Origin of the sequence: Azospirillum sp. (assembly GCF_035628975.1) — a bacterium.
GTDB lineage: Bacteria > Pseudomonadota > Alphaproteobacteria > Azospirillales > Azospirillaceae > Azospirillum.
Genome location: NZ_DASPIS010000122.1, coordinates 155385 through 175997 on the forward strand (window position 1 = coordinate 155385; position 20613 = coordinate 175997).

At 65.8% G+C, this 20613-nt stretch carries 20 protein-coding genes; 7 read left to right on the plus strand and 13 right to left on the minus strand.

Annotated features, from left to right (window positions below):
* Window positions 1–338 precede the first annotated feature (338 nt).
* The 3 genes from rpoH to VD964_RS26440 form a co-directional block, all read right to left on the minus strand.
* A complete protein-coding gene (gene rpoH / locus VD964_RS26430) occupies window positions 339–1229 on the minus strand; it encodes an RNA polymerase sigma factor RpoH (protein ID WP_324871444.1) in 891 nt (296 codons plus the stop codon).
* Between the two features lie 739 nt (window positions 1230–1968).
* Entirely contained in the window at window positions 1969–2379 is a 411-nt protein-coding gene (locus VD964_RS26435; protein ID WP_149221700.1) for a MucR family transcriptional regulator, read from the minus strand.
* Window positions 2380–2414: 35 nt separating this feature from the next.
* The gene (locus VD964_RS26440) at window positions 2415–2690 is read right to left on the minus strand and encodes an HU family DNA-binding protein (protein ID WP_012974184.1); all 276 of its coding nucleotides are present in this window, start codon (window positions 2688–2690) and stop codon (window positions 2415–2417) included.
* Window positions 2691–3159: 469 nt separating this feature from the next.
* Between VD964_RS26440 and VD964_RS26445 the strand changes: the two genes are divergently transcribed.
* Window positions 3160–4152 carry a TerC family protein gene (locus VD964_RS26445; protein WP_324871445.1) on the plus strand — a complete coding sequence of 331 codons (993 nt, stop codon included), beginning with the start codon at window positions 3160–3162 and terminating at the stop codon, window positions 4150–4152.
* Between the two features lie 47 nt (window positions 4153–4199).
* Here the strand turns inward: VD964_RS26445 and VD964_RS26450 are convergent, their stop codons facing one another.
* From VD964_RS26450 to VD964_RS26480, 7 genes are all read right to left on the minus strand, one after another.
* Window positions 4200–4658 (minus strand): hypothetical protein, encoded by a 459-nt coding sequence (locus VD964_RS26450; RefSeq protein WP_324871446.1) that lies wholly within the window; start codon window positions 4656–4658, stop codon window positions 4200–4202.
* A gap of 1 nt (window position 4659) precedes the next feature.
* Window positions 4660–6612 (minus strand): acetoacetate--CoA ligase, encoded by a 1953-nt coding sequence (locus VD964_RS26455; protein WP_324871447.1) that lies wholly within the window; start codon window positions 6610–6612, stop codon window positions 4660–4662.
* A 250-nt stretch (window positions 6613–6862) separates the two neighbouring features.
* A complete protein-coding gene (locus tag VD964_RS26460) occupies window positions 6863–8872 on the minus strand; it encodes a HAMP domain-containing methyl-accepting chemotaxis protein (protein WP_324871448.1) in 2010 nt (669 codons plus the stop codon).
* A gap of 371 nt (window positions 8873–9243) precedes the next feature.
* Window positions 9244–9879 (minus strand): glycerol-3-phosphate 1-O-acyltransferase PlsY, encoded by a 636-nt coding sequence (gene plsY, locus VD964_RS26465; RefSeq protein WP_324871449.1) that lies wholly within the window; start codon window positions 9877–9879, stop codon window positions 9244–9246.
* The gene (locus tag VD964_RS26470) at window positions 9848–11155 is read right to left on the minus strand and encodes a dihydroorotase (RefSeq protein WP_324871450.1); all 1308 of its coding nucleotides are present in this window, start codon (window positions 11153–11155) and stop codon (window positions 9848–9850) included. Before VD964_RS26470 ends, plsY begins: the two co-directional genes overlap by 32 nt.
* Complete coding sequence (locus VD964_RS26475; protein ID WP_310113552.1) at window positions 11152–12129, minus strand: aspartate carbamoyltransferase catalytic subunit; 978 nt, start codon at window positions 12127–12129, stop codon at window positions 11152–11154. Before VD964_RS26475 ends, VD964_RS26470 begins: the two co-directional genes overlap by 4 nt.
* An 81-nt stretch (window positions 12130–12210) precedes the next feature.
* The gene (locus VD964_RS26480) at window positions 12211–13098 is read right to left on the minus strand and encodes a transcriptional regulator GcvA (protein ID WP_324871451.1); all 888 of its coding nucleotides are present in this window, start codon (window positions 13096–13098) and stop codon (window positions 12211–12213) included.
* A 171-nt stretch (window positions 13099–13269) separates the two neighbouring features.
* Here VD964_RS26480 and VD964_RS26485 point away from each other — a divergent pair, with 171 nt between their 5' ends.
* The 6 genes from VD964_RS26485 (at window position 13270) to VD964_RS26510 (ending at window position 17727) form a co-directional block, all read left to right on the plus strand.
* The gene (locus tag VD964_RS26485; protein WP_324871452.1) at window positions 13270–13509 is read left to right on the plus strand and encodes a DUF1127 domain-containing protein; all 240 of its coding nucleotides are present in this window, start codon (window positions 13270–13272) and stop codon (window positions 13507–13509) included.
* A 4-nt stretch (window positions 13510–13513) separates the two neighbouring features.
* Window positions 13514–13984, plus strand: a complete 471-nt coding sequence (locus tag VD964_RS26490) for a GFA family protein (RefSeq protein ID WP_324871453.1) — start codon at window positions 13514–13516, stop codon at window positions 13982–13984.
* Window positions 13981–14424 carry a GFA family protein gene (locus tag VD964_RS26495; RefSeq protein ID WP_324871454.1) on the plus strand — a complete coding sequence of 148 codons (444 nt, stop codon included), beginning with the start codon at window positions 13981–13983 and terminating at the stop codon, window positions 14422–14424. The genes VD964_RS26490 and VD964_RS26495 overlap by 4 nt, the downstream gene beginning before the upstream one ends.
* A 178-nt stretch (window positions 14425–14602) precedes the next feature.
* Window positions 14603–14950 (plus strand): cupredoxin domain-containing protein, encoded by a 348-nt coding sequence (locus VD964_RS26500; RefSeq protein WP_324871455.1) that lies wholly within the window; start codon window positions 14603–14605, stop codon window positions 14948–14950.
* Between the two features lie 36 nt (window positions 14951–14986).
* Window positions 14987–15817 carry an FTR1 family iron permease gene (locus VD964_RS26505; RefSeq protein ID WP_324871456.1) on the plus strand — a complete coding sequence of 277 codons (831 nt, stop codon included), beginning with the start codon at window positions 14987–14989 and terminating at the stop codon, window positions 15815–15817.
* Window positions 15818–15918: 101 nt separating this feature from the next.
* The gene (locus VD964_RS26510; protein WP_324871457.1) at window positions 15919–17727 is read left to right on the plus strand and encodes a monovalent cation:proton antiporter-2 (CPA2) family protein; all 1809 of its coding nucleotides are present in this window, start codon (window positions 15919–15921) and stop codon (window positions 17725–17727) included.
* Here the strand turns inward: VD964_RS26510 and VD964_RS26515 are convergent.
* From VD964_RS26515 to VD964_RS26525, 3 genes are all read right to left on the minus strand, one after another.
* The gene (locus VD964_RS26515; protein WP_324871458.1) at window positions 17724–18521 is read right to left on the minus strand and encodes an ABC transporter ATP-binding protein; all 798 of its coding nucleotides are present in this window, start codon (window positions 18519–18521) and stop codon (window positions 17724–17726) included. The genes VD964_RS26510 and VD964_RS26515 overlap by 4 nt on opposite strands.
* Window positions 18518–19414, minus strand: a complete 897-nt coding sequence (locus VD964_RS26520; RefSeq protein WP_324871459.1) for an ABC transporter permease — start codon at window positions 19412–19414, stop codon at window positions 18518–18520. Before VD964_RS26520 ends, VD964_RS26515 begins: the two co-directional genes overlap by 4 nt.
* 210 nt (window positions 19415–19624) lie before the next feature.
* Window positions 19625–20613 (minus strand): ABC transporter substrate-binding protein (locus VD964_RS26525; protein WP_324871460.1); only part of this gene is annotated, 989 nt, incomplete at its 5' end.

The following is a 20613-nucleotide window of genomic DNA, read 5'->3' on the forward strand; positions in this document are numbered from 1 at the left end:
TAAGAATTGCCAAAATTGCAAACTTTCCCGCGAGCGGCACATCATGCGCAGGCACTCGCATCTTTGAACCAGTCACTTTGTCGCAGAACCTCTTGCGCGGGTAATCAAGCGTCGTGACGGTCCCCATGGATGGCGGCTTATTGCCCGGCATGGGAAAGAAAAAGCCGGCGGAGCCCAAGGGCGCCGCCGGCTTGCAGGTTGACAGGTCTGGAGGCAACAGGCGGGCCACAGCCCGCGGTAACGATGCGGCGGAATCCGTCCGGATGGCCGGTGCCGCATGAGCCCCGTCCGGAGCGGAGCTCGCGCCGGACGGGAAACGGGTTGGGTTCAGGCCAGGATCAGGCCACCATCGGGGTGGCCGGCCGGCGCAGAGCCTGGGCGGCGCTGAGCACGGCCTTCTGAAGCTTCTCGAAGGCCCGCACCTCGATCTGACGAACGCGTTCGCGCGACACCGAGAATTGCTGGCTCAGCGCTTCGAGGGTCGACGGATCGTCCTTCAGGCGGCGCTCGAACAGGATGCGGCGTTCACGCGCGTCCAACCGGTCCAGGGCCTGGCCGACAAGCCGGCGGCGCAGCGCCAACTCGTCCGCTTCCGCCAGCATGGTGTCCTGCGTGGGGCGGTCGTCCGCCAGCAGTTCAAGCCAGTTGGTCTCGCCGTCGGTCGACAGGGTGGCGTCGAGCGAGCTGTCGTTGGCGGCGAGGCGGCGGTTCATCTCCACCACTTCCGTTTCCGGCACGTCCAGTTCGGCGGCGATGGTGGCCACCGTCTCCGGCGACAGGTCGCCCTGTTCCAGCTCTGCCATCTGGCTCTTCAGCCGGCGGAGGTTGAAGAACAGCTTCTTCTGTGCGGCGGTGGTGCCCATCTTCACCAGCGACCAGCTGTGCAGGATGTATTCCTGGATAGCGGCGCGGATCCACCAGGTGGCATAAGTGGCGAAGCGGAAGCCGCGCTGCGGATCGAATTTCTGGGCGGCCTGCATCAGGCCGACATTCCCCTCGGCCACCAGATCGACCAGCGGCAGGCCGTAGCCACCGAAGCCGCGGGCGATCTTGATCACCAGGCGGAGATGGCTGCCCACGAGCTGCTCCAACGCCTGGGGGCTGCCGCGCTCCCGCCAGGCGATGGCGAGGTCGCGCTCCACGTCCGGCGCCAGGATGGGAAAGCGCTTGGATTCCTCGATGTAGCGGGTCAGGCTGGCGTTTTCACCGGTCAGCAGTTTCTTCAGCACGCGAATGCCTCCTCTCCAACGCTTCACGGGGCAGCCCGCAATCGGGGCCGGCCCCTGTCGGGACCCATGGCAGGGATCGCCTTTGAGGCGATGAACCAACGGCGGACTGTGGCGCGAACGTAGGAATAACGTCCGTCGATCCGACCTTAGCTGTTGTGGGGTTTGTATTTTGCCCGGTGTCGCAAGGAACTGCGTCCTTTTGACAATGTTAATGTGGCCGCGGATTTGCGGCGGATCAAGCCAGGAAAGGGCATGTTCCGGGTGTTTTTCGGCGTATACCCAGGCTCTTCTTCCACCCGCACCGGCAGTCTGGGAGAGGAGGCAATCCTATGACCCCTGACGTTCAGCCGGGTGACGTTCGGGCGGTCGCTCCTCTTCCGATCGGCCGGCACATGTCCGGGCGGACTGCCGTCGATATGCCGCACCCGCGAAATAGATCGGCTGCAGGTCAGCCGGCGGTGCGGAAGGCAACTATGCCTCTGCGGTGAGGATGGTGATAGGACCGCCCGTGGTCTCTCAACCATACCGGAACCCTAGATGGGAAGGCCGATCCGCTTCGCCACCCGAACATTCGTCATAGGCCGTCGGGGCCGATCGGAGGTAAGCCGGGGGAGGGCGTGCCGACGGTTCGAAGCTTGTGTTTCGCGTGCACCCCCGACATCGGCCCTGACGGGCGCATACGAATAAGGCGCGCCCGATTGGGCGCGCCTTATTCAAAGCTCATGCGGATGAAGACCGGTTATTCGGCCGCCGCACGCTTGCGGCCGAGGCCGAGCTTGGTCGCCATTTCCGAACGGGCCTTGGCATAGTTCGGCGCGACCATGGGATATTCGGCCGGCAGGCCCCACTTGGCGCGGTACTCGTCCGGCGTCATGTCGTAGACGGTCTTCAGATGCCGCTTCAGCATCTTCAGCTTCTTCCCGTCTTCCAGGCAGACGATGTATTCCGGCGTGACCGATTTCTTGATCGCGACCGCCGGAACCAACTCGGCCTTCGCCTGGGTCGGCTTGTCCTCGCCCAGATTGCGGAAAGCCACTTGGACGCTGTTGATCAGCGTGGGCAGGTCGTGGACCGGCACCGAGTTGTTGCCGACATAGGCGGCAACGACCTTGGCGGTCAGCGATTGCAGTTCGGTTTGATCGATGGTCATGGCTGCGCTCCCCCAGGGACGTGGTTGCGTGCGTATCAGCCGTTCACCAGATCGCGCAGCTGCTTGGCCGGCTTGAACTTCGGAGCCTTGGAGGCGGCGATCGCCACGACTTCGCCGGTGCGGGGGTTGCGGCCTTCACGGGCGGCGCGCTCGGCCACCTCGAAAATGCCGAAACCGGCCAGGCGCACATCCTCGCCGCGGCCCAGCGCGCCGGAGATGCCCTCGAACACCGCCTGAACGACCTTGGCCGCGTCGGCCTTCTTGATGCCGGCGTTGGTGGCGACGGTTTCGATCAGCTCGGCCTGGTTCATGCAAAACTCCATTTGGTCGGTTTGGTTTCGGTTTTTCGGAGTTATTGGCAGAACGGCACCATCCGCACAAGAGCGAACACAGATTGGGCAACCGTTGGTGTTTTTCTTGCACGATATTCGTTCCCGATCTGTGGCGGCATTGCATCAAGCGCCGAGTCCCGGAGCCGCCAAAGCCACTGCAGCCGCCGTTTTCCGCATCCGCGCCCCTGTGCAGCGCCCGTAGGCGCGTCATGGTCGCCGCGACTCGCCGAAGGTTGGCATCCGTTGAATTTCAATGACGTCAAAGAGCGCCCGGTCCGGCTTTGCTTAAAATGCAAAAACCCAGTCTTCCACCATCTTGACCGCGGCAACGACGACACCATCTGCCAGAAAGTTCGGGTCCGGGTCCCTCTGGCGACCGAGGCGTCGGTCGTGATGTCGGAACCGCTTGATTTCACCGCTGACGCAGCGTCATCAAGTGGGTCTTGCTATGGATGGTATGCTTGCGATGGTTTTCCTCGAATTTTTGGGAAAACCAATCTGGATTTGGCTTATTTTCATCGGCGTCGTGCTGACGCTTCTGGTTCTTGATCTGGGTGTTCTCAACCGCCGCGACCATGTCATCGGCGTAGGCGAAAGCCTGAAGCTGTCGGCTTTCTACATCGCGGTCGCAATGCTGTTCGGCGGCTGGGTTTGGTACTCGATGGGCTCGGAGGCAGGCCTTCAGTACTACACGGGCTTCTTCGTCGAGAAGAGCCTGTCATTGGACAACGTCTTCGTCATATCGCTGATCTTCAGCTACTTCGCCGTACCGCGCGAACTGCAGCATCGCGTGCTGTTCTGGGGTATCCTGGGCGTCATCGTGTTGCGCGGCCTGATGATCGGCGCCGGTGCCGCCCTGGTTTCGGAATTCCACTGGGTCCTCTATGTCTTCGGCGCCTTCCTGGTACTGACCGGCATCAAGATGCTGTTCGCGAAGGACGAGGAGACCAACCTCGGCGAGAATGCCGCCCTCCGCTTTCTGAAGAGCCACATCCGGGTGACCGACCGCTTCCATGGCCATCACTTCATCGTGAAGGAGCCGAGCGGTCCGGGCGGTGCGATGCGCTGGGCTGCGACCCCGCTTCTGCTGGCGCTGATCATGGTGGAACTGGCCGACCTCGTCTTCGCGGTCGACAGCGTGCCGGCGATCTTCGCCATCACCACCGATCCGTATCTGGTCTATACCAGCAACATCTTCGCCATCCTCGGCCTACGTGCTTTGTATTTCGCTCTGGCGGCGATGGTCCATCGCTTCCGTTACCTGAAATACGCGCTGGCTCTGGTGCTGGTGTTCATCGGTGGCAAGATTTTCTACACGCAGTTCTTCGGCAAGCCCGACCCGCTGATCGCGCTGAGCGTCACTTTCGCCCTGATCGGCGGCGGCGTGCTGGTGTCGCTGTGGAAGACCAGCCGCGAGACCAGGACCGCGGCGGCCGAGTGAACTCACGGGATGACGGGGCGGCACGCAGGTGCCGCCCCATTTCCTTTTCAGAACCCCAGCTTGATCAGGTCCGCGATGCTGTCTGCCGCATTGCGGTGGAGGATGAAACGGCCTCCGGCCGCTTCCCAAGGATCGCGGGCCTTCTCGCGGTCATCGACGAGGACGGCGCCAGGGTTGGCATAGCGGGCCTTGTCGCGGGCCATGCAGGTGATGACGGGCACGTCGGCTCCGAGCATGCGTGCGACCCAGCGCTTCTTCTGTTCGGGCGCCCAACTGCCCAACGGCAGGCCTGTGAGGATGGTCGGCCGGTGCGGAGCGCAGAACTGCCAGAGCTCCTGCGCGTCATGCATGAACTCCAGCGTTCCGAAGAAGTCGGAGTGGCGGGATAAGACCCGCCACATCTCCTTCATCGGCAGCTGTTCCGGGCGCTTGCCGGTGACCGCGACAACGCCGCGGTCGAAATCGGCAAGCACGCCGTCGAGGTCGAGGAACAGCTTCGCCGCCACGTCACGCCCCGCTCAGTTCCGAGCGCTCGCGGAATTCGTCGAGAGCCTGCGGATTGGACAGCGCTTCCGTGTTCTTGATCGGGCGGCCATGGACGGCGTCGCGCACCGCCAGTTCAGTGATCTTGCCGGACCGGGTGCGGGGAATGTCGGTAACCTGCACTATCTTCGCCGGCACATGGCGGGGGGAGCAATTGTCCTTGATCCGCTTGCGGATGGTGGCCGCCAGCGTCTCGTCCAGCGTCATGCCTTCGCGCAGGACGACGAACAGAACGACGCGCACATCGCCGTCCCATTCCTGGCCGATGCAGACCGCCTCCATGATCTCCGGCAGCTGTTCGACCTGGCGGTAGATCTCCGCCGTGCCGATGCGCACGCCGCCGGGGTTCAGCACGGCATCCGACCGGCCGTAGATCACCCAACCGCCATGTTCGGTCTGCTCGATGAAGTCGCCATGGACCCAGATGTTGGGGAAGCGGTCGAAATAGGCCGAGCGATACTTAGACCCGTCGGGATCGGCCCAGAAGCCGATTGGCATGCTGGGGAAGGGGCGGGTGCAGACCAGTTCGCCCTTCTCGCCGCGAACGGCGACGCCATTGTCGTCGAACGCCTCCACCGCCATGCCGAGGCCGCGCGTCTGGATCTCGCCCTTCCAGACCGGGGCGATCGGGTTGCCCAGCACGAAGCAGGACATGATGTCGGTGCCGCCGCTGATCGAGGCGAGATGGATGTCCTGCTTGATGGAGCGATAGACGAACTCGAAATTCTCCGGCATCAGCGGCGAACCGGTGGAGGCCAGAGTGCGGACGCTGGCCAGCGAGTGGGTCTTCGCCGGCTCCAGCCCGGACTTCTCCAGCGACTGGATGAATTTGGCCGAGGTGCCGAACAGCGTCACCTGCTCCGCATCCGCATAGTCGAACAGGATGTTGCCGCTGGGTGCGAAGGGCGAACCGTCATAGAGGACCAGCGTCGTGCCGCTGGCCAGACCGGTCACCAGCCAGTTCCACATCATCCAGCCGCAGGTGGTGAAATAGAACAGCCGGTCGCCGCGCTTCAGGTCGCAGTGCAGCCGGTGTTCCTTCACATGCTGCAGGATGGTGCCGCCGGTCCCATGGACGATGCATTTCGGCTTTCCGGTGGTGCCGGAGGAATAGAGGATGAACAGCGGATGGTCGAAGGCGACCCGTTCGAAGGTCAGCTCGGCCGCCGGATAGGGCGCCATGAAATCCTGAAGGCCGAGGGCACCGGGGATACCCGAGACGTCCGGCGTCTTGTCGACATAGGGCACGATCACCGTGGCGACGACGGTCGGCAGGTCCTTCAGGACTTCGGCCAGCTTGGCGCGGACGTCGTGGCTCTTGCCGTTGTACCAATAGGCGTCGGGGGCGAAGACCACCTTCGGCTCGATCTGGCCGAAGCGGTCGGTGATGCCCTGGATGCCGAAATCTGGCGAGCAGGAGGACCAGACCGCCCCCAAACTGGTCGTCGCGATCATCGCTGCCAGCGTTTCGGGCATGTTGGGCATGATGGCGGCGACCCGGTCGCCCTTGCCGACACCCTTGGCCTTCAGCGCCTGCTGCAGGCGGGAAACGGTGGCCTTCAGCTCCGCCCCGCTCCAGCGGTACTTCACCTTGTCCTCGCCCCAGAAGACGACGGCGTTCTCGTCGAGCGCACCAGCCAGCAGATTCTCGGCATAGCTGAGGCTTGCTTCCGGGAACCAGCGGGCGCCGGGCATCTTGTCGCCGTCCAGCAGATCGACACTGCCGAGATCACCGGTCAGCCCGGCCCACTCCCACAGGAAGCGCCAGAACCGCTCCTTCTCCGCGATCGACCAGTTGTAGAGCGCGTCGTAATCGTCCAGCCGCAGTCCGAAGCGCGCATTCGCCGCCTCGCGGAAGGCGGTCAGGTTGGCCTGCGCGATGCGCTCCTCACTCGGGCTCCACAGCGGAGTGTCCATTCTCGGTTCCCTCAGCGTCTCGTTATCCACCGGCGTCAGCGGCCGGCTCGCTTGCCGGGTTGTTGGTTCGTGTCCCGGATTGCCGTGCAGCATAACGCATGGCCGCACCGGTTGTCTTTCCCCCGGTGGGCGAAATGGGGCAGGGGCCGGCAGACGGCAAGCGGAACAAAATCAAGGAGCTACAAACGGAAACGGCGGGGAGTTTCCTCCCCGCCGTCTGCGTCGCCCGATGTCGTAACCCGGTGCGCGATCACGCCGCGCGGATCGTGGCCACGAAGGTCTGGACTTCCCGGCGCAGCTTTTCCGCGTCACGGGCAAGATCGCCTGCCGCATGCAGAACCTGTCCGGCCGCCGTGCCGGTTTCCGACGCCGCCTGATTTACCCCCAGGATGTTGGAAGACACGTCACCGGTGCCGCGGGCGGCCTGCGCCACATTGTTGGCGATGTCGCCGGTCGCGGCATTCTGTTCCTCGATTGCGGCGGCAATGCCGGTGGAGATGTCGCTGATCTGGTCGATCGTGCTTGCGATTCCTGTGATGGCGGTCTGCGCGCCGGCGGTGGCGGACTGGATTTCCTTCACCTTGGCCTGGATGTCCTCGGTGGCGCGGGCAGTCTGGTTGGCGAGTTGCTTCACCTCGCTGGCGACGACGGCGAAGCCCTTTCCGGCCTCACCGGCCCTGGCCGCCTCGATGGTGGCGTTCAGTGCCAATAGGTTGGTCTGGCCGGCGATGGAGTTGATGAGGACCACCACCTGCTCGATCTGCTGGGCAGCCTGCACCAGACCTTCGATGGCCTGACCGGTGCGCCGAGCATCCTCTACCGCCTGGGCGGCGACGCGGGTGGACGCGGTCACCTGCCGGCCGATCTCGGCAATGGAGGCGGAAAGCTCCTCCGTCGCCGCAGCGACGGTCTGCACGTTGGCGGACGCCTGTTCGGCCGCCGCGGCGACGTTGGTGGCCTGGGCGCTGGTCTGGTCGGCGGTGGCGGACATGGCGCCGGCCGTGCCCTGCATCTCCGTCGCGGCGGAAGCCACTGTCTCGACGATGCCCTGCACATTGCCTTCGAAGCTGTCGGCCAGCTGGAGCATCGCGGCGCGACGGTCGGCCGCTGCACGGGTTTCCGTTTTCTTCGCTTCCTCTTCCATACGCCGGGTCTGGCTCATGGTGTCGCGGAAGACCTGCACGGCTGACGCCATGGCGCCGATCTCGTCACGGCGGCCAGCGGCTGGAATATCGACCGTCAGATCGCCCTTCGCCAGCCGGCCCATCGCCGCGGTCATTGCCACCACCGGGTTGGCGACGCTGCGGCCGATCAGCCAAGCCAGCAGGATGGCAAGCACCGCCGCCGCCGGCGTCAGGATCATGCTCAGATTTTCAGCATCGTCCGCGGTCTCGATCGCCCCCTTGCGCAACGCTGCCTGACCCGCGGACACCGGTTCGCGGATCTCCTGGAGCTGCTTGGCGATGGCAGTACCGATCGGGCTGAGCCGGGTGTTGATGATTTCATCCATCCCCGCCAAATGACCTTCGATCGACTTCAGACCGGTGGCGAGCTTTTCAAGCAAGCTGCGTGCGGAAGCGATTCGTGGCTGCTGCCCCTCGGCAAGCGGCATGCCCTCCAACTCCTTCAAGGCGCTGGATGCCTCGCCGAGCCGCATGGCGACCCTGTCGAAATCATATTCCTTGTCGCCGGCCAACAGGCGGAAGGCCAGGATGCGGGTGGTCCATACGCCTTCGCTCAATTTGTTCAGGGTGGCGACCGTCGCGAAGTGATTTGCGTTCTCTTCGGCCGTGCGCATCTCCACCAGTTGCGCACGCAGGGCGGAGCCGGCGTCGTAGACCACCTCCTTGGTGAGCCGCTCGAGTTCGCTGCGACGAGCCTGATAATCGCGGACTGCCGCGATGTAGGCCTGCAGCTTGGCAGCCTCCTCGTCGAGCGGGCGGCGGGACGCATCGTCGGGCATCATCGGCTTCGTCGCCGCCAACTCCCGTTCAGCATTCGCCATCTCTGCGTAGATCGCCTGGGTATTCTCCACTTTGCCCGTCGCCATATAGCGCAGGAAAGCCATTCGGGCGCGCAGAACGGCCAAATCGACCCGCTGGAGTTGCTCGACGATCAGGCCCTGGTCGGCGAAGCTGTTCAGGCTGTCGTTCGAATGCTGGGCGGAGCGCCAGGAAACCACCCCGAGCAATACCAGCAGAAGAACAACCATGCCGAAGCCGGCGTTCACCCGCGTCCGAATTTTCAACGCACCCAACATCGATAAGCCCCCGCATGATTTCCACGCGCTCAGTCATCTCCAGAACGAGCGTCGGGAGCGCAAAGCCTCATACGCAGGTATGCGCCGGGAAAATTAAACGAGAGCTAAACGACAAAAAGGCCGCAACCCCAATTGACTTGTCGGTAATCGTCAGAAATTGATTGAATTTTGCCACAAAACTCTTCAGGAAAACCCCGATCTGTTACAGCGCTTGAAGATACTGCTTAATGAAAATGGTCTTTTCAAATAACGGTAAAAATTTTTAATGAAAAACAAAGCAATTCCGAACCTCTCCCTTAGGAATTTTAGAGTCTAAACATGAGATGGAAAGCGGATTCTCCACTCCGACGACGGAAAGAGAAGCCGTCCGTTCATGCCGCCTTCTTTTTGCCCGAGCCGATCTTCGGTTCCTCGCCCTTCAGCAGGCGACGGATGTTCGCTTCGTGGCGGATGAAGACCAGGATCGCGATGAACAGGCAGAGGCCGGCGACCAGCGGCCCGCCGAAATACCAGCCGGTCAGCGGGCTGATGCCCAGCGCCGTCAGCGCTGACAGCGAAGAAATGCGGAACAGCGCCGCCATGACCAGCCAGGTCAGGCAGGCGAGCAGACCGACCGGCCAGGACACCGCCAGCAGAACGCCAAGCGCCGTCGCCACGCCCTTGCCGCCCTTGAAACCCAGCCAAACCGGAAAGCTGTGGCCCAGCATGGCGCCGCCGGCGGCCAGCACCGCGGCTTCGGGACCGGCCCACCACAGGGCCAACAGTGCCGCGATGGCGCCCTTGCCGCTGTCAAGCAACAGGGTCGCCAGGGCCAGCGGCTTGTTGCCGGTGCGCAGCACATTGGTGGCACCGATGTTGCCGGAGCCGATCTGACGAATGTCGCCCAGCCCGGCCAGACGGGTCAGCACCAGACCGAAGGGGATCGAGCCCAGCAGGTAGCCCAGCAGGGCGGCAAGCACGAGAGTGAGCACCGGATCAGTCCTCCGCCTGCCAGACGGTGCGGCCATCCACGATGGTGCGCAGCGGCCGGCCCTGGACCGGGCGGTTCTCGAAGGGCGAGTTCTTCGACTTCGACTTGAAGCGGCCGACGTCGATCTGCCAGGGAACATCCAGGTCGAAGGCGACCAGATCTGCCGGCCCGCCCTTCACGATGCGGCCGACGGCCAGATCGAGAATCGCGGCCGGATTCGACGTGACGCAGGCCAGCGCCTTCAGCAGCGGCATCTTGCCCTTGTGCACCAGTTCGAGCGTCAGCGGGAACAGCGTCTCCAGCCCGATCACGCCGGGCGCAGCCTGGGCGAAGGGGAGGCGCTTCTGGTCCTGGTCCTGCGGCACATGGTCGGACGCGATGGCGTCGATGGTGCCGTCGGCCAGACCCTCGACGATGGCGCGGCGGTCCATTTCGCCACGCAGCGGCGGCGACACCTTGGCATAGGTGCGGTAGTCGCCGACGTCGGTCTCGGTCAGGGCGAAGTAATGCGGGGCGGTGTCGCAGGTCACCTTCAGCCCGCGCGCCTTGGCGCGGCGGATCAGGTCGACCGACTCAGACGTGGTGATGTGGGCGAAATGCAGGCGCCCACCGGTCAGCTCGGCCAGCCGCAGGTCGCGCTCGATCATGATGATCTCGGCTTCGCGCGGAATGCCGACGAGGCCGAGGCGCGTGGCGATCTCGCCGGAGTTCATCATTCCGCCGGACGCCAGCGACGGCTCTTCCGGGTGCTGGACGATCAGCTTGCCGAAGGTCTTGGCGTAACTCAGCGCCCGGCGCATCGTCTTGGCGCTGACGATGGCCTTGGTGCCGTCGGTGAAGGCTACCGCGCCGGCATGGCTCAGCAGCCCCATCTCCGTGATCTCTTTGCCTTCGGTGCCGCGCGTGGCGGAGCCGTAGGCGAAGACCTTGACCAGCTTCACCTCGCGGGCGCGCCGCGCGATGAACTCCAGCCCGGCGACCTCGTCCAGCACCGGGTCGGTGTTGGGCAGCAGCGCCATGGCGGTGATGCCACCGGCCGCCGCGGCGCGGGACGCGCTTTTGATCGTGTCCTTCTCTTCCTCGCCCGGTTCGCCGATCAGCACGCGCATATCGACGAGACCGGGGGCGAGGCACTGGCCGGCGAGATCGACGACCTCCGCCCCATCGGGCGTGGAATCGTTGAACAGGCCGGGACCGAAATCGGCGATGGTCTCACCATCGATCAGCAGGTCGGCGCGCTGGTCCAGCCCCGTCGCCGGGTCCAGCAGGCGGGCGTTGCGGTAGACGACACGGGCATTCATCGGCGCACTCATCGGGCGACTCCCGCAAGGTCGGACTGGCGGCGTTCGCGGGTCAGCAGGTCGAGCACGGCCATGCGCACGGCCACGCCCAGTTCCACCTGATCGAGGATCATGGAGCGCTTGAGGTCGTCGGCGACCTCCGAATCGATCTCCACGCCGCGGTTCATCGGGCCCGGATGCATGATGACCGCGTCGGGCTTCGCCACCTCCAGCTTCTCGTAATCGAGGCCGTAGAAGTAGAAATACTCGCGGGTGGACGGGACATACTGGCCGCTCATCCGCTCGGTCTGCAGGCGCAGCATCATCACAACGTCGGCATCGCGGAGGCCGGTCTTCATCGAGTGATGGACCTCGACGCCCAGCCGTTCGATCTGCGAGGGCAGCAGGGTCGGCGGCGCCACGCAGCGCACGCGCGCGCCCATGGCGTTCAACAGGTGGATGTTGGAGCGCGCGACGCGGCTGTGCAGGATGTCGCCACAGATCGCCACGATCAGCCCGTCCAACCGGCCCAGGCGGCGGCGGATCGCCAGCGCGTCCAGCAGGGCTTGGGTCGGGTGTTCGTGATGACCGTCGCCGGCATTGATCACGGAGCAGTTGACCTTGTCGGCCAGCAGCTTCACCGCGCCCGAATCGGCGTGGCGAACCACCAGTGCATCAAGGTGCATGGCGTTCAGCGTCATCGCCGTGTCGATCAGGGTCTCGCCCTTCTTAACCGAACTGCTGTCGGTCGACATGTTGATCACGTCGGCGCCCAGCCGCTTGCCGGCCAGCTCGAAGCTTGTGCGGGTGCGGGTGGAGTTCTCGAAGAACAGGTTCACCTGCGTGCGGCCGTCCAACAGGTTGGACTTCTTCACGGGGCGGCGGTTCTGCTCGACATAGCCGTCGGCGAGGTCGAGAATCTGGGTGATCTCGCCGGCCCGCAGCCCCTCGATACCGAGGAGATGGCGGTGCGGGAAGACCGTGTCGGGGGACGGGTTCGCGCTCATGGGCGCGGACTATAGGAGCGGTCCGGCACGCCCGCAAGCCGTTCAAGACGACGGATCGGCACAGGACTTTCGCCGCGACTTTCAGCCCGTCCCCGCCTCTTCGAACAACCAGTCGCGGAATGCCTTCACCTTGGGCCGGGAAAAGTAATGCGGCGGCGCCACCACGTAATAGGCAAGGCTTCCCGGCAGCCGCACCTCGAACAGGCGGACCAGCCGTCCGGCGGCGATGTCGTCCGCCACCAGCACACCGCGGGCAAGCGCGATGCCGTGGCCGTTGATCGCCGCCTGAAGCGTGAAGGACGAATCGTCGAATCGCAGGCCGCGCTCGGTGTCCACGCCATCGATTCCGGCCGCCCGGCACCACACCGCCCAGGAGATGTTGTAATCGTCGTGCAGGAGCGTGTGGTGTCGCAAATCCTCCGGATTGACCAGCGGGCGGTCGCCGGCCAGCAGCGACGGATGGCCGACCGGGAAGATATCCTCCGTCAGCAGGCGCTCCACCCGCAGGTCGGGCCACAGCCCGTTGCCGAAACGGATCGCCAGATCGACGTCATGGCGGGCGAAATCCACCACCTGCGCCGTGCTGTGCACCCGCACATCCATTTCCGGATGACGTTTCTGGAAGCGCATCAGCCGCGGCACCAGCCATTTCGACGCGAAGCTGGGCATGGTGGAGATGGTCAGCGTGCCGCTGCTGTCGGCGCGGATCAGCCGGTCGGTCGCCTGGGACAGGGTGTCCATCGCCTCGCGCACCGGCGGAAGGTAGCTCTGCCCGGCTTCGGTCAAGGCCAGCGCCCGGTTCATTCGGCGAAACAGCGGTAATCCGAGCCATTCCTCCAGCGCCTTGATCTGGTGGCTGACGGCGGCCTGCGTCACATGCAGCTCATCCGCGGCTTTTGTGAAGGAAAGATGGCGCGCGGCGGCTTCGAAGGCGCGCAGCGCATTCAGCGGAGGCAAGCGGCGGGACATGCGGGGAGGGACCGGAGAGTGGCTTCGGATTAGATCAGCTAATCGATTCTATGAGAAACCGTCGTTTGTCGGCAAGCGGCCTCTGCCCCATCCTCAACTCCACAAGCAAGACACACGAACCGGAGCGGTGAGGCGGATGCCCCGCTCCCTTCCCCCGGAGGAGACCGGATCATGGCAAAGGCTACGCAGTCGTTCCTCTCCAGCACCGACATGTCCCAGCGCGCGCCGGCTCAAGAGGGCAAGGGCGCCGGTCAATGGATGATCAGCCTGTTCGACCGCTTCGCGACCTGGAGCGAGCGGCGGCGCCAGCGTCGGGCGCTGGAGGCTCTACCCGACCATCTGCTGTCCGACATCGGCATCTCCCGCGCCGATGCGGAGCAGGAAGCCCACAAGCCCTTCTGGCAGGGCTGACCCCATGGCCGGCACGTCGACCGTCGTGACGGAGCAGGGCGGGGAGGAGGATCGGGTCTGGACCGGCGGCTGCCTGTGCGGCGGCGTGCGGTATGCCATCGATGTCCGGCCGGAACCGATCTCCTTCTGCCATTGCGCCCAGTGCCGCCGCCAGCACAGCCATGTCGGGGCCTATACCGGCGCGCCGCGTGCGGCGTTGCGTCTGCTCAACGACGCGACGCTGACGTGGTACGCCTCTTCCAGCCGGGCACGTCGCGGCTTTTGTGCGTGTTGCGGTGCAGGGCTGTTCTGGGAGGCGCTGGACCAGGACCCGGCGGACGGCGAACCGCGCATCACGGTGACTGTGGGAAGCCTGGACGATGCGACCGGCCTGCGGGTGGAGCGGCACATCTTCGTCGACCACAAGGGCGCCTATTACGACATCGGCGACGACGGCGTCGAACGCCGGACCAGCACGGGAGAGGTCGTGGCATGAGCGGCAATGGGAACGGGCGGGAAGGTAGCGGAGATCAGGGGCAGGCGCTGTCCGGTGGCTGCCTGTGCGGCGGCGTGCGCTTCCTGCTGGCCGAGCGGCCGGATGAGGTGGTCAACTGCCATTGCGGGCAGTGCCGCCGCTTCCACGGCCATATCGGCGCCTACATCACCGTTCCGCGCGACACCGTCATCTTCGACGCCGACGAGACATTGACATGGTACCGCTCGTCCGACTTCGCGGAGCGGGGCTTCTGCGGCCGCTGCGGATCCTCCCTGTTCTGGAAGGGCGACGGCAAGTCGGAGATCGAAATCGCCGCCGGCAGCCTGGACCAGCCGACCGGTCTGCAGACGCTCCGCCACGGCTATGTCGAGGGCAAGGCCGATTACTATGAGATCACCGACGGGCTGGAGCAGTTTCCCGGCTCGGCCGAAGTCGAATAGCGACACGTCGTTACGGGTGACCCGGTGAGGGAAGAGGGCGGCCGCATCCGCAAAGGGTGCGCGTTTCCGTCGCAGGTGCGTTGCAGCATCCGCGGGGGCCTTTTGTTTGACCCTCAGCGGTTGGGGTGAGAATGATTTTCACAAGCAACGCCCCTTCCCGTGCCGAGGTACCCCGCGAATGCGTCGTTTCACGCTGCTTTCCGCCGCCTGCGCCATCGCCCTGACCGTCACCGCGCTTGTTCCGGCAGGTGCCGCACGCGCCGACGACATCGTGACCATCGTCATCAAGGACCACAAATTCGAACCGGTGGAGGTGAAAATCCCCGCCAACAAGCGCGTGACCCTGCTGGTCGACAATCAGGACGCCACGTCCGAGGAGTTCGAAAGCAACGAGATGAAGGTCGAGAAGATCGTCGGCGGGCGCAAGCAGATCAAGGTGATGGTCGGCCCGCTGAAGCCCGGGCGCTATCCCTTCTTCGGTGAGTTCCACGAAGCGACGGCGCAAGGCGCCGTGATCGCCGAGTGACGCGGTCCTGACCGTCCCGAAGCCCAGGAGACGACCATGCTCGCCAGTCTGATCATTGTATTCCGCGAGGTCCTCGAAGCGGGCCTCATTGTCGGCATCGTGCTGGCGGCGACCCAGGGGGTTGTCGGGCGCGCGCGCTGGATCGCGCTCGGCATCGTCAGCGGCATCGTCGGCTCCTGCGTCGTCGCCGCCTTCGCCGATGCCATCAGCGCACTGTTCGCCGACACCGGGCAGGAGCTGTTCAATGCCGGCGTTCTTCTGATCGCGGTGGTGATGCTGGCTTGGCACAATGCCTGGATGGCGCAGCATGGCCGCGAACTGGCACGCGATATGAAGGCCGTCGGCCATGCGGTGCGGAGCGGCGAGAGGTCGCTGGCGGCGCTGGCGATCGTCATCGGCGTCGCGGTTTTGCGCGAAGGGTCGGAGGTCGTGCTGTTCCTGACCGGCATCCTGGCGTCGGAGGAGGGCGGCATCGCCACCGTCGCCGCCGGAGGTCTGGGCGGCATGGCGCTGGGCGCGCTGGTGTCCGTGCTCCTCTATGCCGGATTGGTGCAGATCCCGACACGCCATCTGTTCTCCACCACCACATGGCTCCTGACCCTGCTGGCAGCCGGCATGGCTGCGACTGCGGTCAATTTCCTGGCGCAGGCCGGCATCTTGATGGCGGGCGGAACCATCCTGTGGGACAGCTCCGGCATCCTGCGCGACAACAGCCTGATCGGGCAGGCCCTGCATGTGCTGGTCGGCTATACGGACCGTCCGACCGAGGCGCAGTTGATCGCCTACGTCGCGGTTGTCGCGGGAATCCTGCTGCTGACCCGCTGGGCGGCCCGCAATTCCCCCCGCATCGCCAGCTCGGTCCGGTGATTCAATAGACACAAGGTATAGCCGGGCTGACAGTTAAGTGTCTGGTGCCTGCCCCGGCAATCGCGCCATAGTCCCCCGATGACAGACGGACGGCGGGGGCTATGGCAGAACTGGTGACGTTGGTTGTGCTGCTGGCGGCGATGGTGGTCGCGGTGCCGGTGGCCAAGAGATTTGGATTTGGCGCGCCGCTCGGCTATCTCGCCGCCGGTCTGGCCGTGGGGCCGGCAGGTTTGGGGCTGGTCACCAATGTGTCGGCGATCGCCCATGCCTCGGAACTCGGCGTCGTGATGCTGCTGTTCCTGATCGGGCTGGAGCTGAGGCCGGCCCGCCTGTGGGTGATGCGCAAATCGGTGCTGGGGCTGGGCGGGGCGCAGGTTTCGGTCACCGGCGCCGTCATCGCGGGATTGTGCGGCTGGGGCCTGGGTCTGGCTTGGCCGACGGCGGTGGTGCTGGGCTTCGGCTTCGCCCTGTCCTCCACCGCCATGGCCCTGCCGATGATGGCGGAGCGCGGGTTGCTCGCCAACCAGTCGGGGCGCAACGCCTTCTCCGTGCTGCTGTTCCAGGATCTCGCCATCATCCCGGCTGTGGCGCTGTTGCCCCTGCTGGGCAACGGGACCGTGCCGCAGGCAGGCGGAGCATGGCTGGCGGTCGGCAAGGCGGCAGTCGCCGTAGTCGTCGTTCTGATCGGTGGGCGCTATCTGCTGCGCCCGATCTTCCGCGCGGTCGACCGGGCCGGCGCGCCGGAGATCTTCACCGCCACCGCCCTGCTGATCGTCATCGGCACCGCAGTGCTGATCCAGGAAGCCGGGCTGTCCATGTCGCTGGGCGCCTTCATGGCCGGCGTGTTGCTGTCCGACTCCGAGTACCGGCACGAGGTGCAGGCGGATATCGAGCCGTTCGAAGGCCTGCTGCTCGGCCTGTTTTTCGTTTCGGTGGGGATGGGCGCCGATATTCCGGCCTTGCTCCAGCACCCGATCCGCTTCCTCGGCCTCGCCCTGGTGCTGCTGCTGGTGAAGGGGCTGGTGATGATGGCGCTCGCCCGCATCGCCGGGGTGCCGTGGGCCGGCGCCATGCGGATGGCGACGGTGCTGAGCCAGGGCGGCGAGTTCGGGTTCGTGCTGTTCGGACTGGCGGTCGCCGGTGGGACGATGGCCGGGGAACAGGCGTCGGGGGCCATGCTGGTGGTCACCCTGTCCATGCTGGCCACCCCCTTCCTGTTCGCGGCGGAAGAGCGCTGGCTCGCCCCGCGCCTGATGACGGCGAAGCCTAAACGGCCATTCGATGCCTTGCCCGACGACAACCCGCGGGTCATCATCTGCGGCTTTGGCCGGGTGGGGCAGGTGGTCGGCCGCGTGCTGCGGATGCGCGGCATTCCCTTCACCGCGCTGGAGCAAAGCGCCGCCCAGGTGGATTTCGTCCGCAAGTTCGGCAGCCAGGCCTATTACGGCGATCCGACCCGGGTGGAGCTTCTCCGCGCCGCCGGGGCGGAGAAGGCCAAGGTCCTGGTGATTGCGCTGGACGACATGGAGCAGTCGTTGCGCGTGGTGGAGATGGCGACGCGCCATTTCCCCAACCTGACCATCTTTGCCCGCGCCCGCAACCGCCGCCATGTCCACCACCTGATGGACCGCGGCGTCACCCACATCGTGCGCGAGACCTTCGATTCCAGCCTGCGCCTGACCGGTGATGTGCTGCGCCAGATGGGGTTGGCGGAAGGGGAGGTGACGCGGACGCTCGAGACCTTCCGCGCCCATGACGAACGCACCCTGGTCCGCCAGCATGCCGTCCATAATGACGAGACCAAGCTGATCCAAAGTTCCCGCGATGCCGCCGCGGAGCTTCTGTCGCTGTTCGAGGCGGACCGGGAAGACGACGTGGACGGCGAAGCCAGGTCGAAGGCCAAGGCCTAACCGATCAGCAGACTGTCGTCGCTGATCTCCATTCCGCCGCGCTGCTTGGCGAACAGCGCCAGCAGGTGCGGGACGTCCAGGCCGGCGCGCTCGTCGCCGGCCACGTCCAGCACGACACGGCCCTCGTGCAGCATCAGCGTGCGGTCGCCATAGTCCAGCGCCTGCCGCATGGAATGGGTGACCATCAGCGTGGTCAGCCGGTTGTCGCGGACGATGCGCCGGGTCAGGTCCAGCACGAAGTCGGCGGTGGCGGGATCGAGGGCGGCGGTGTGCTCGTCCAGCAGCAGGATCTTGGATCCGGCCAGGGTCGCCATCAGCAGGCTGACCGCCTGACGCTGGCCGCCGGACAGCAGGCCCATACGGTCATGCAGCCGGTTTTCCAGCCCCAGCCCCAGCGCTGCGATGCGGTCACGGAAGCTCTGGCGCCGGTCGCTGCCAAGCGCGAGGCCCAGGCCGCGGCGCCGCCCGCGGGCAGCGGCGAGCGCCATGTTCTCCTCGATGGTCAGGGCGGCACAGCTGCCCGCCATCGGGTCCTGGAAGACGCGGGCGACCAACCCGGCGCGGCGCGGCGTGTCCCAGCGGGTGACGTCGGTGCCGTCGATGGAGATGCGCCCCTGCTCCGCCAGCACGTCACCGGCCAGCGAGCCGAGGAAGGTCGACTTGCCGGCCCCGTTGGAGCCGATGACGGTGACGAACTCGCCCTCCGGGATGGTCAGGTCGATGCCGCGCAGCGCGTGCTTCTCCAGCGGCGTGCCGCGACCGAAGGTGACGTGGATGTCCTCGACGACGATCATTTGGCTACTCGTGCACTGCGTGATGCCTTGGCCTTCAGGCGCGGCAGGATCAAAGCGACGGCGACCAGCACCGCAGTCACCAGATTGAGGTCGGAGGCCTGCAGGCCGATGCTGTCGGCCGACAGGGCCACCTGCACCGCCAGGCGGTAGAGGATCGACCCGGCAACGCAGCCGATCAGCGCCAGCGCCAGGGCGCGGGCGGGCAGCACCGTCTCGCCGACGATCACCGCGGCCAGACCGACCACGATGGTGCCGATGCCGGTGGTCACGTCGGCGAAGCCGTTGGTCTGCGCGAACAGCGCGCCGGCAAGGCCGGTCAGCCCGTTGGACAGCGCTATGCCGGCATAGACATGGGCGTCGGTGTCGACGCCCTGGGCACGCGCCATCCGGGCATTCACGCCGGTCGCCCGCATCGCCAGCCCGAACTCGCTCGCCAGGAAGCGGGCCAGCAGCAGGACCACCACCGCCACGATGAGGCCGACCACCAGCGGCCGGACGATATGGTCCGGAATCCCGAGCCCGTAGAAGGGCGTCAGCACCGTGTCCTGCATCAGCAGCGCCACATTCGGCCGCCCCATCACCCGCAGGTTGACGGAGAACAGCGCGATCATCGTCAGGATGCTGGCGAGCAGGTGCAGGATCTTGAAGCGCACGTTCAGCGTGGCCGTGACCAGCCCGGCCGCCGCACCGGCCAGCGCCGCGGCGAGGCTGGCGAGCCAGGGATTGACGCCGGCGATCAACAGCACCGCGCAAACGGCCGCACCCAGCGGAAAGCTTCCGTCGACCGTCAGGTCGGGGAAGTCCAGGATGCGGAAGGACAGATAGACGCCGATGGCGACCAGCGCATAGACGAGGCCGATCTCGATGGCGCCGAAGAGGGCGATTTCGGTCATTGCGGTGCTTTGCGGGGGGCTTGGTGGAGGGAGCGTTTTGCCCCCTCCCTATCCCTCCCCCGCCCTCGGCCGGCCAAAGGCCGGTCCGATCGCGGGAGAGGGGATCGGACTCTTGTCGGCGTGGCGTAAATGCCGAAGCGGCGGCAGTTCCCTCTCCCACCGAAGGTGGGGGAGGGTCAGGGAGGGGGCAATGTACCCTTCCCAGCAGCCTTACTGCCCGACCACCTTCGTCGCGCGCTTCACCACCGCGTCGGGCAGGGTGACGCCCATGGCGGCGGCGGACTTGGGGTTGACGAACAGGTCGGTGCCCTTGGCGAGGGCCACCGGCAGGTCGCCGGGCTTCTCGCCCTTCAGGACGCGGGCGACGATGGCGCCGGTCTGCTTGCCGACCTGGAAGTAATCGAAGCCGATGGAGGCCACGGTGCCGCGGGCGACGCTGTCGGTGTCGGCGGAGAAGATCGGCAGCTTGGCCTGCTGGCCGACCGCGATCACGCTTTCCAGCGCCGAGACGACCGTGTTGTCCAGCGGGATGTAGACGGCATCGGCCTTGCCGACGAGGCTGCGCACCGCAGGCTGGGCATCCGACGATTTCGGGACGGAGGCCTCGACCACCGTCAGGCCGGCCTTTGCCGCCTCGTCCTTCAGCGCCTTGATCAGCACGACGGAGTTCGGCTCACCGGGATTGTAGAGCACGCCGATCCGCTTGGCCTGCGGCACGATCTCGCGGATCAGCGCGACATGCTCGGCCACCGGGGCCATGTCGGACAGGCCGGTGATGTTGGCGCCGGGCTTGTCCATCGATTTCACCATCTGGGCCGACAGCGGATCGGTCACCGCGGTGAAGACGACCGGGATGTCGCGGGTCGCCGCCGCCACCGCCTGGGCCGAGGGGGTGGAGATCGGCACGATCACGTCGGGCCGCGATCCGGCGAACTGGCGGGCGATCTGGGCGGCGGTGGCCGGGTTGCCCTGTGCGCTCTGATATTCGACCTTCAGGTTCTGGCCCTGGACGAAGCCGGCCTCCTTCAGCGCCTCCACCACGCCGTCGCGCGTCGCGTCGAGCGCCGGGTGCTGGACGATGGCGGTGATGGCGACGGTCTTGCTCTGCGCCAGCGCCTCGACCGGGGCGGCGAACGGACCGACGAAGGCGGCGAGTGCCGCGGCGGCGCACAACAGACGGGTGAAGGACATGGCTGCGG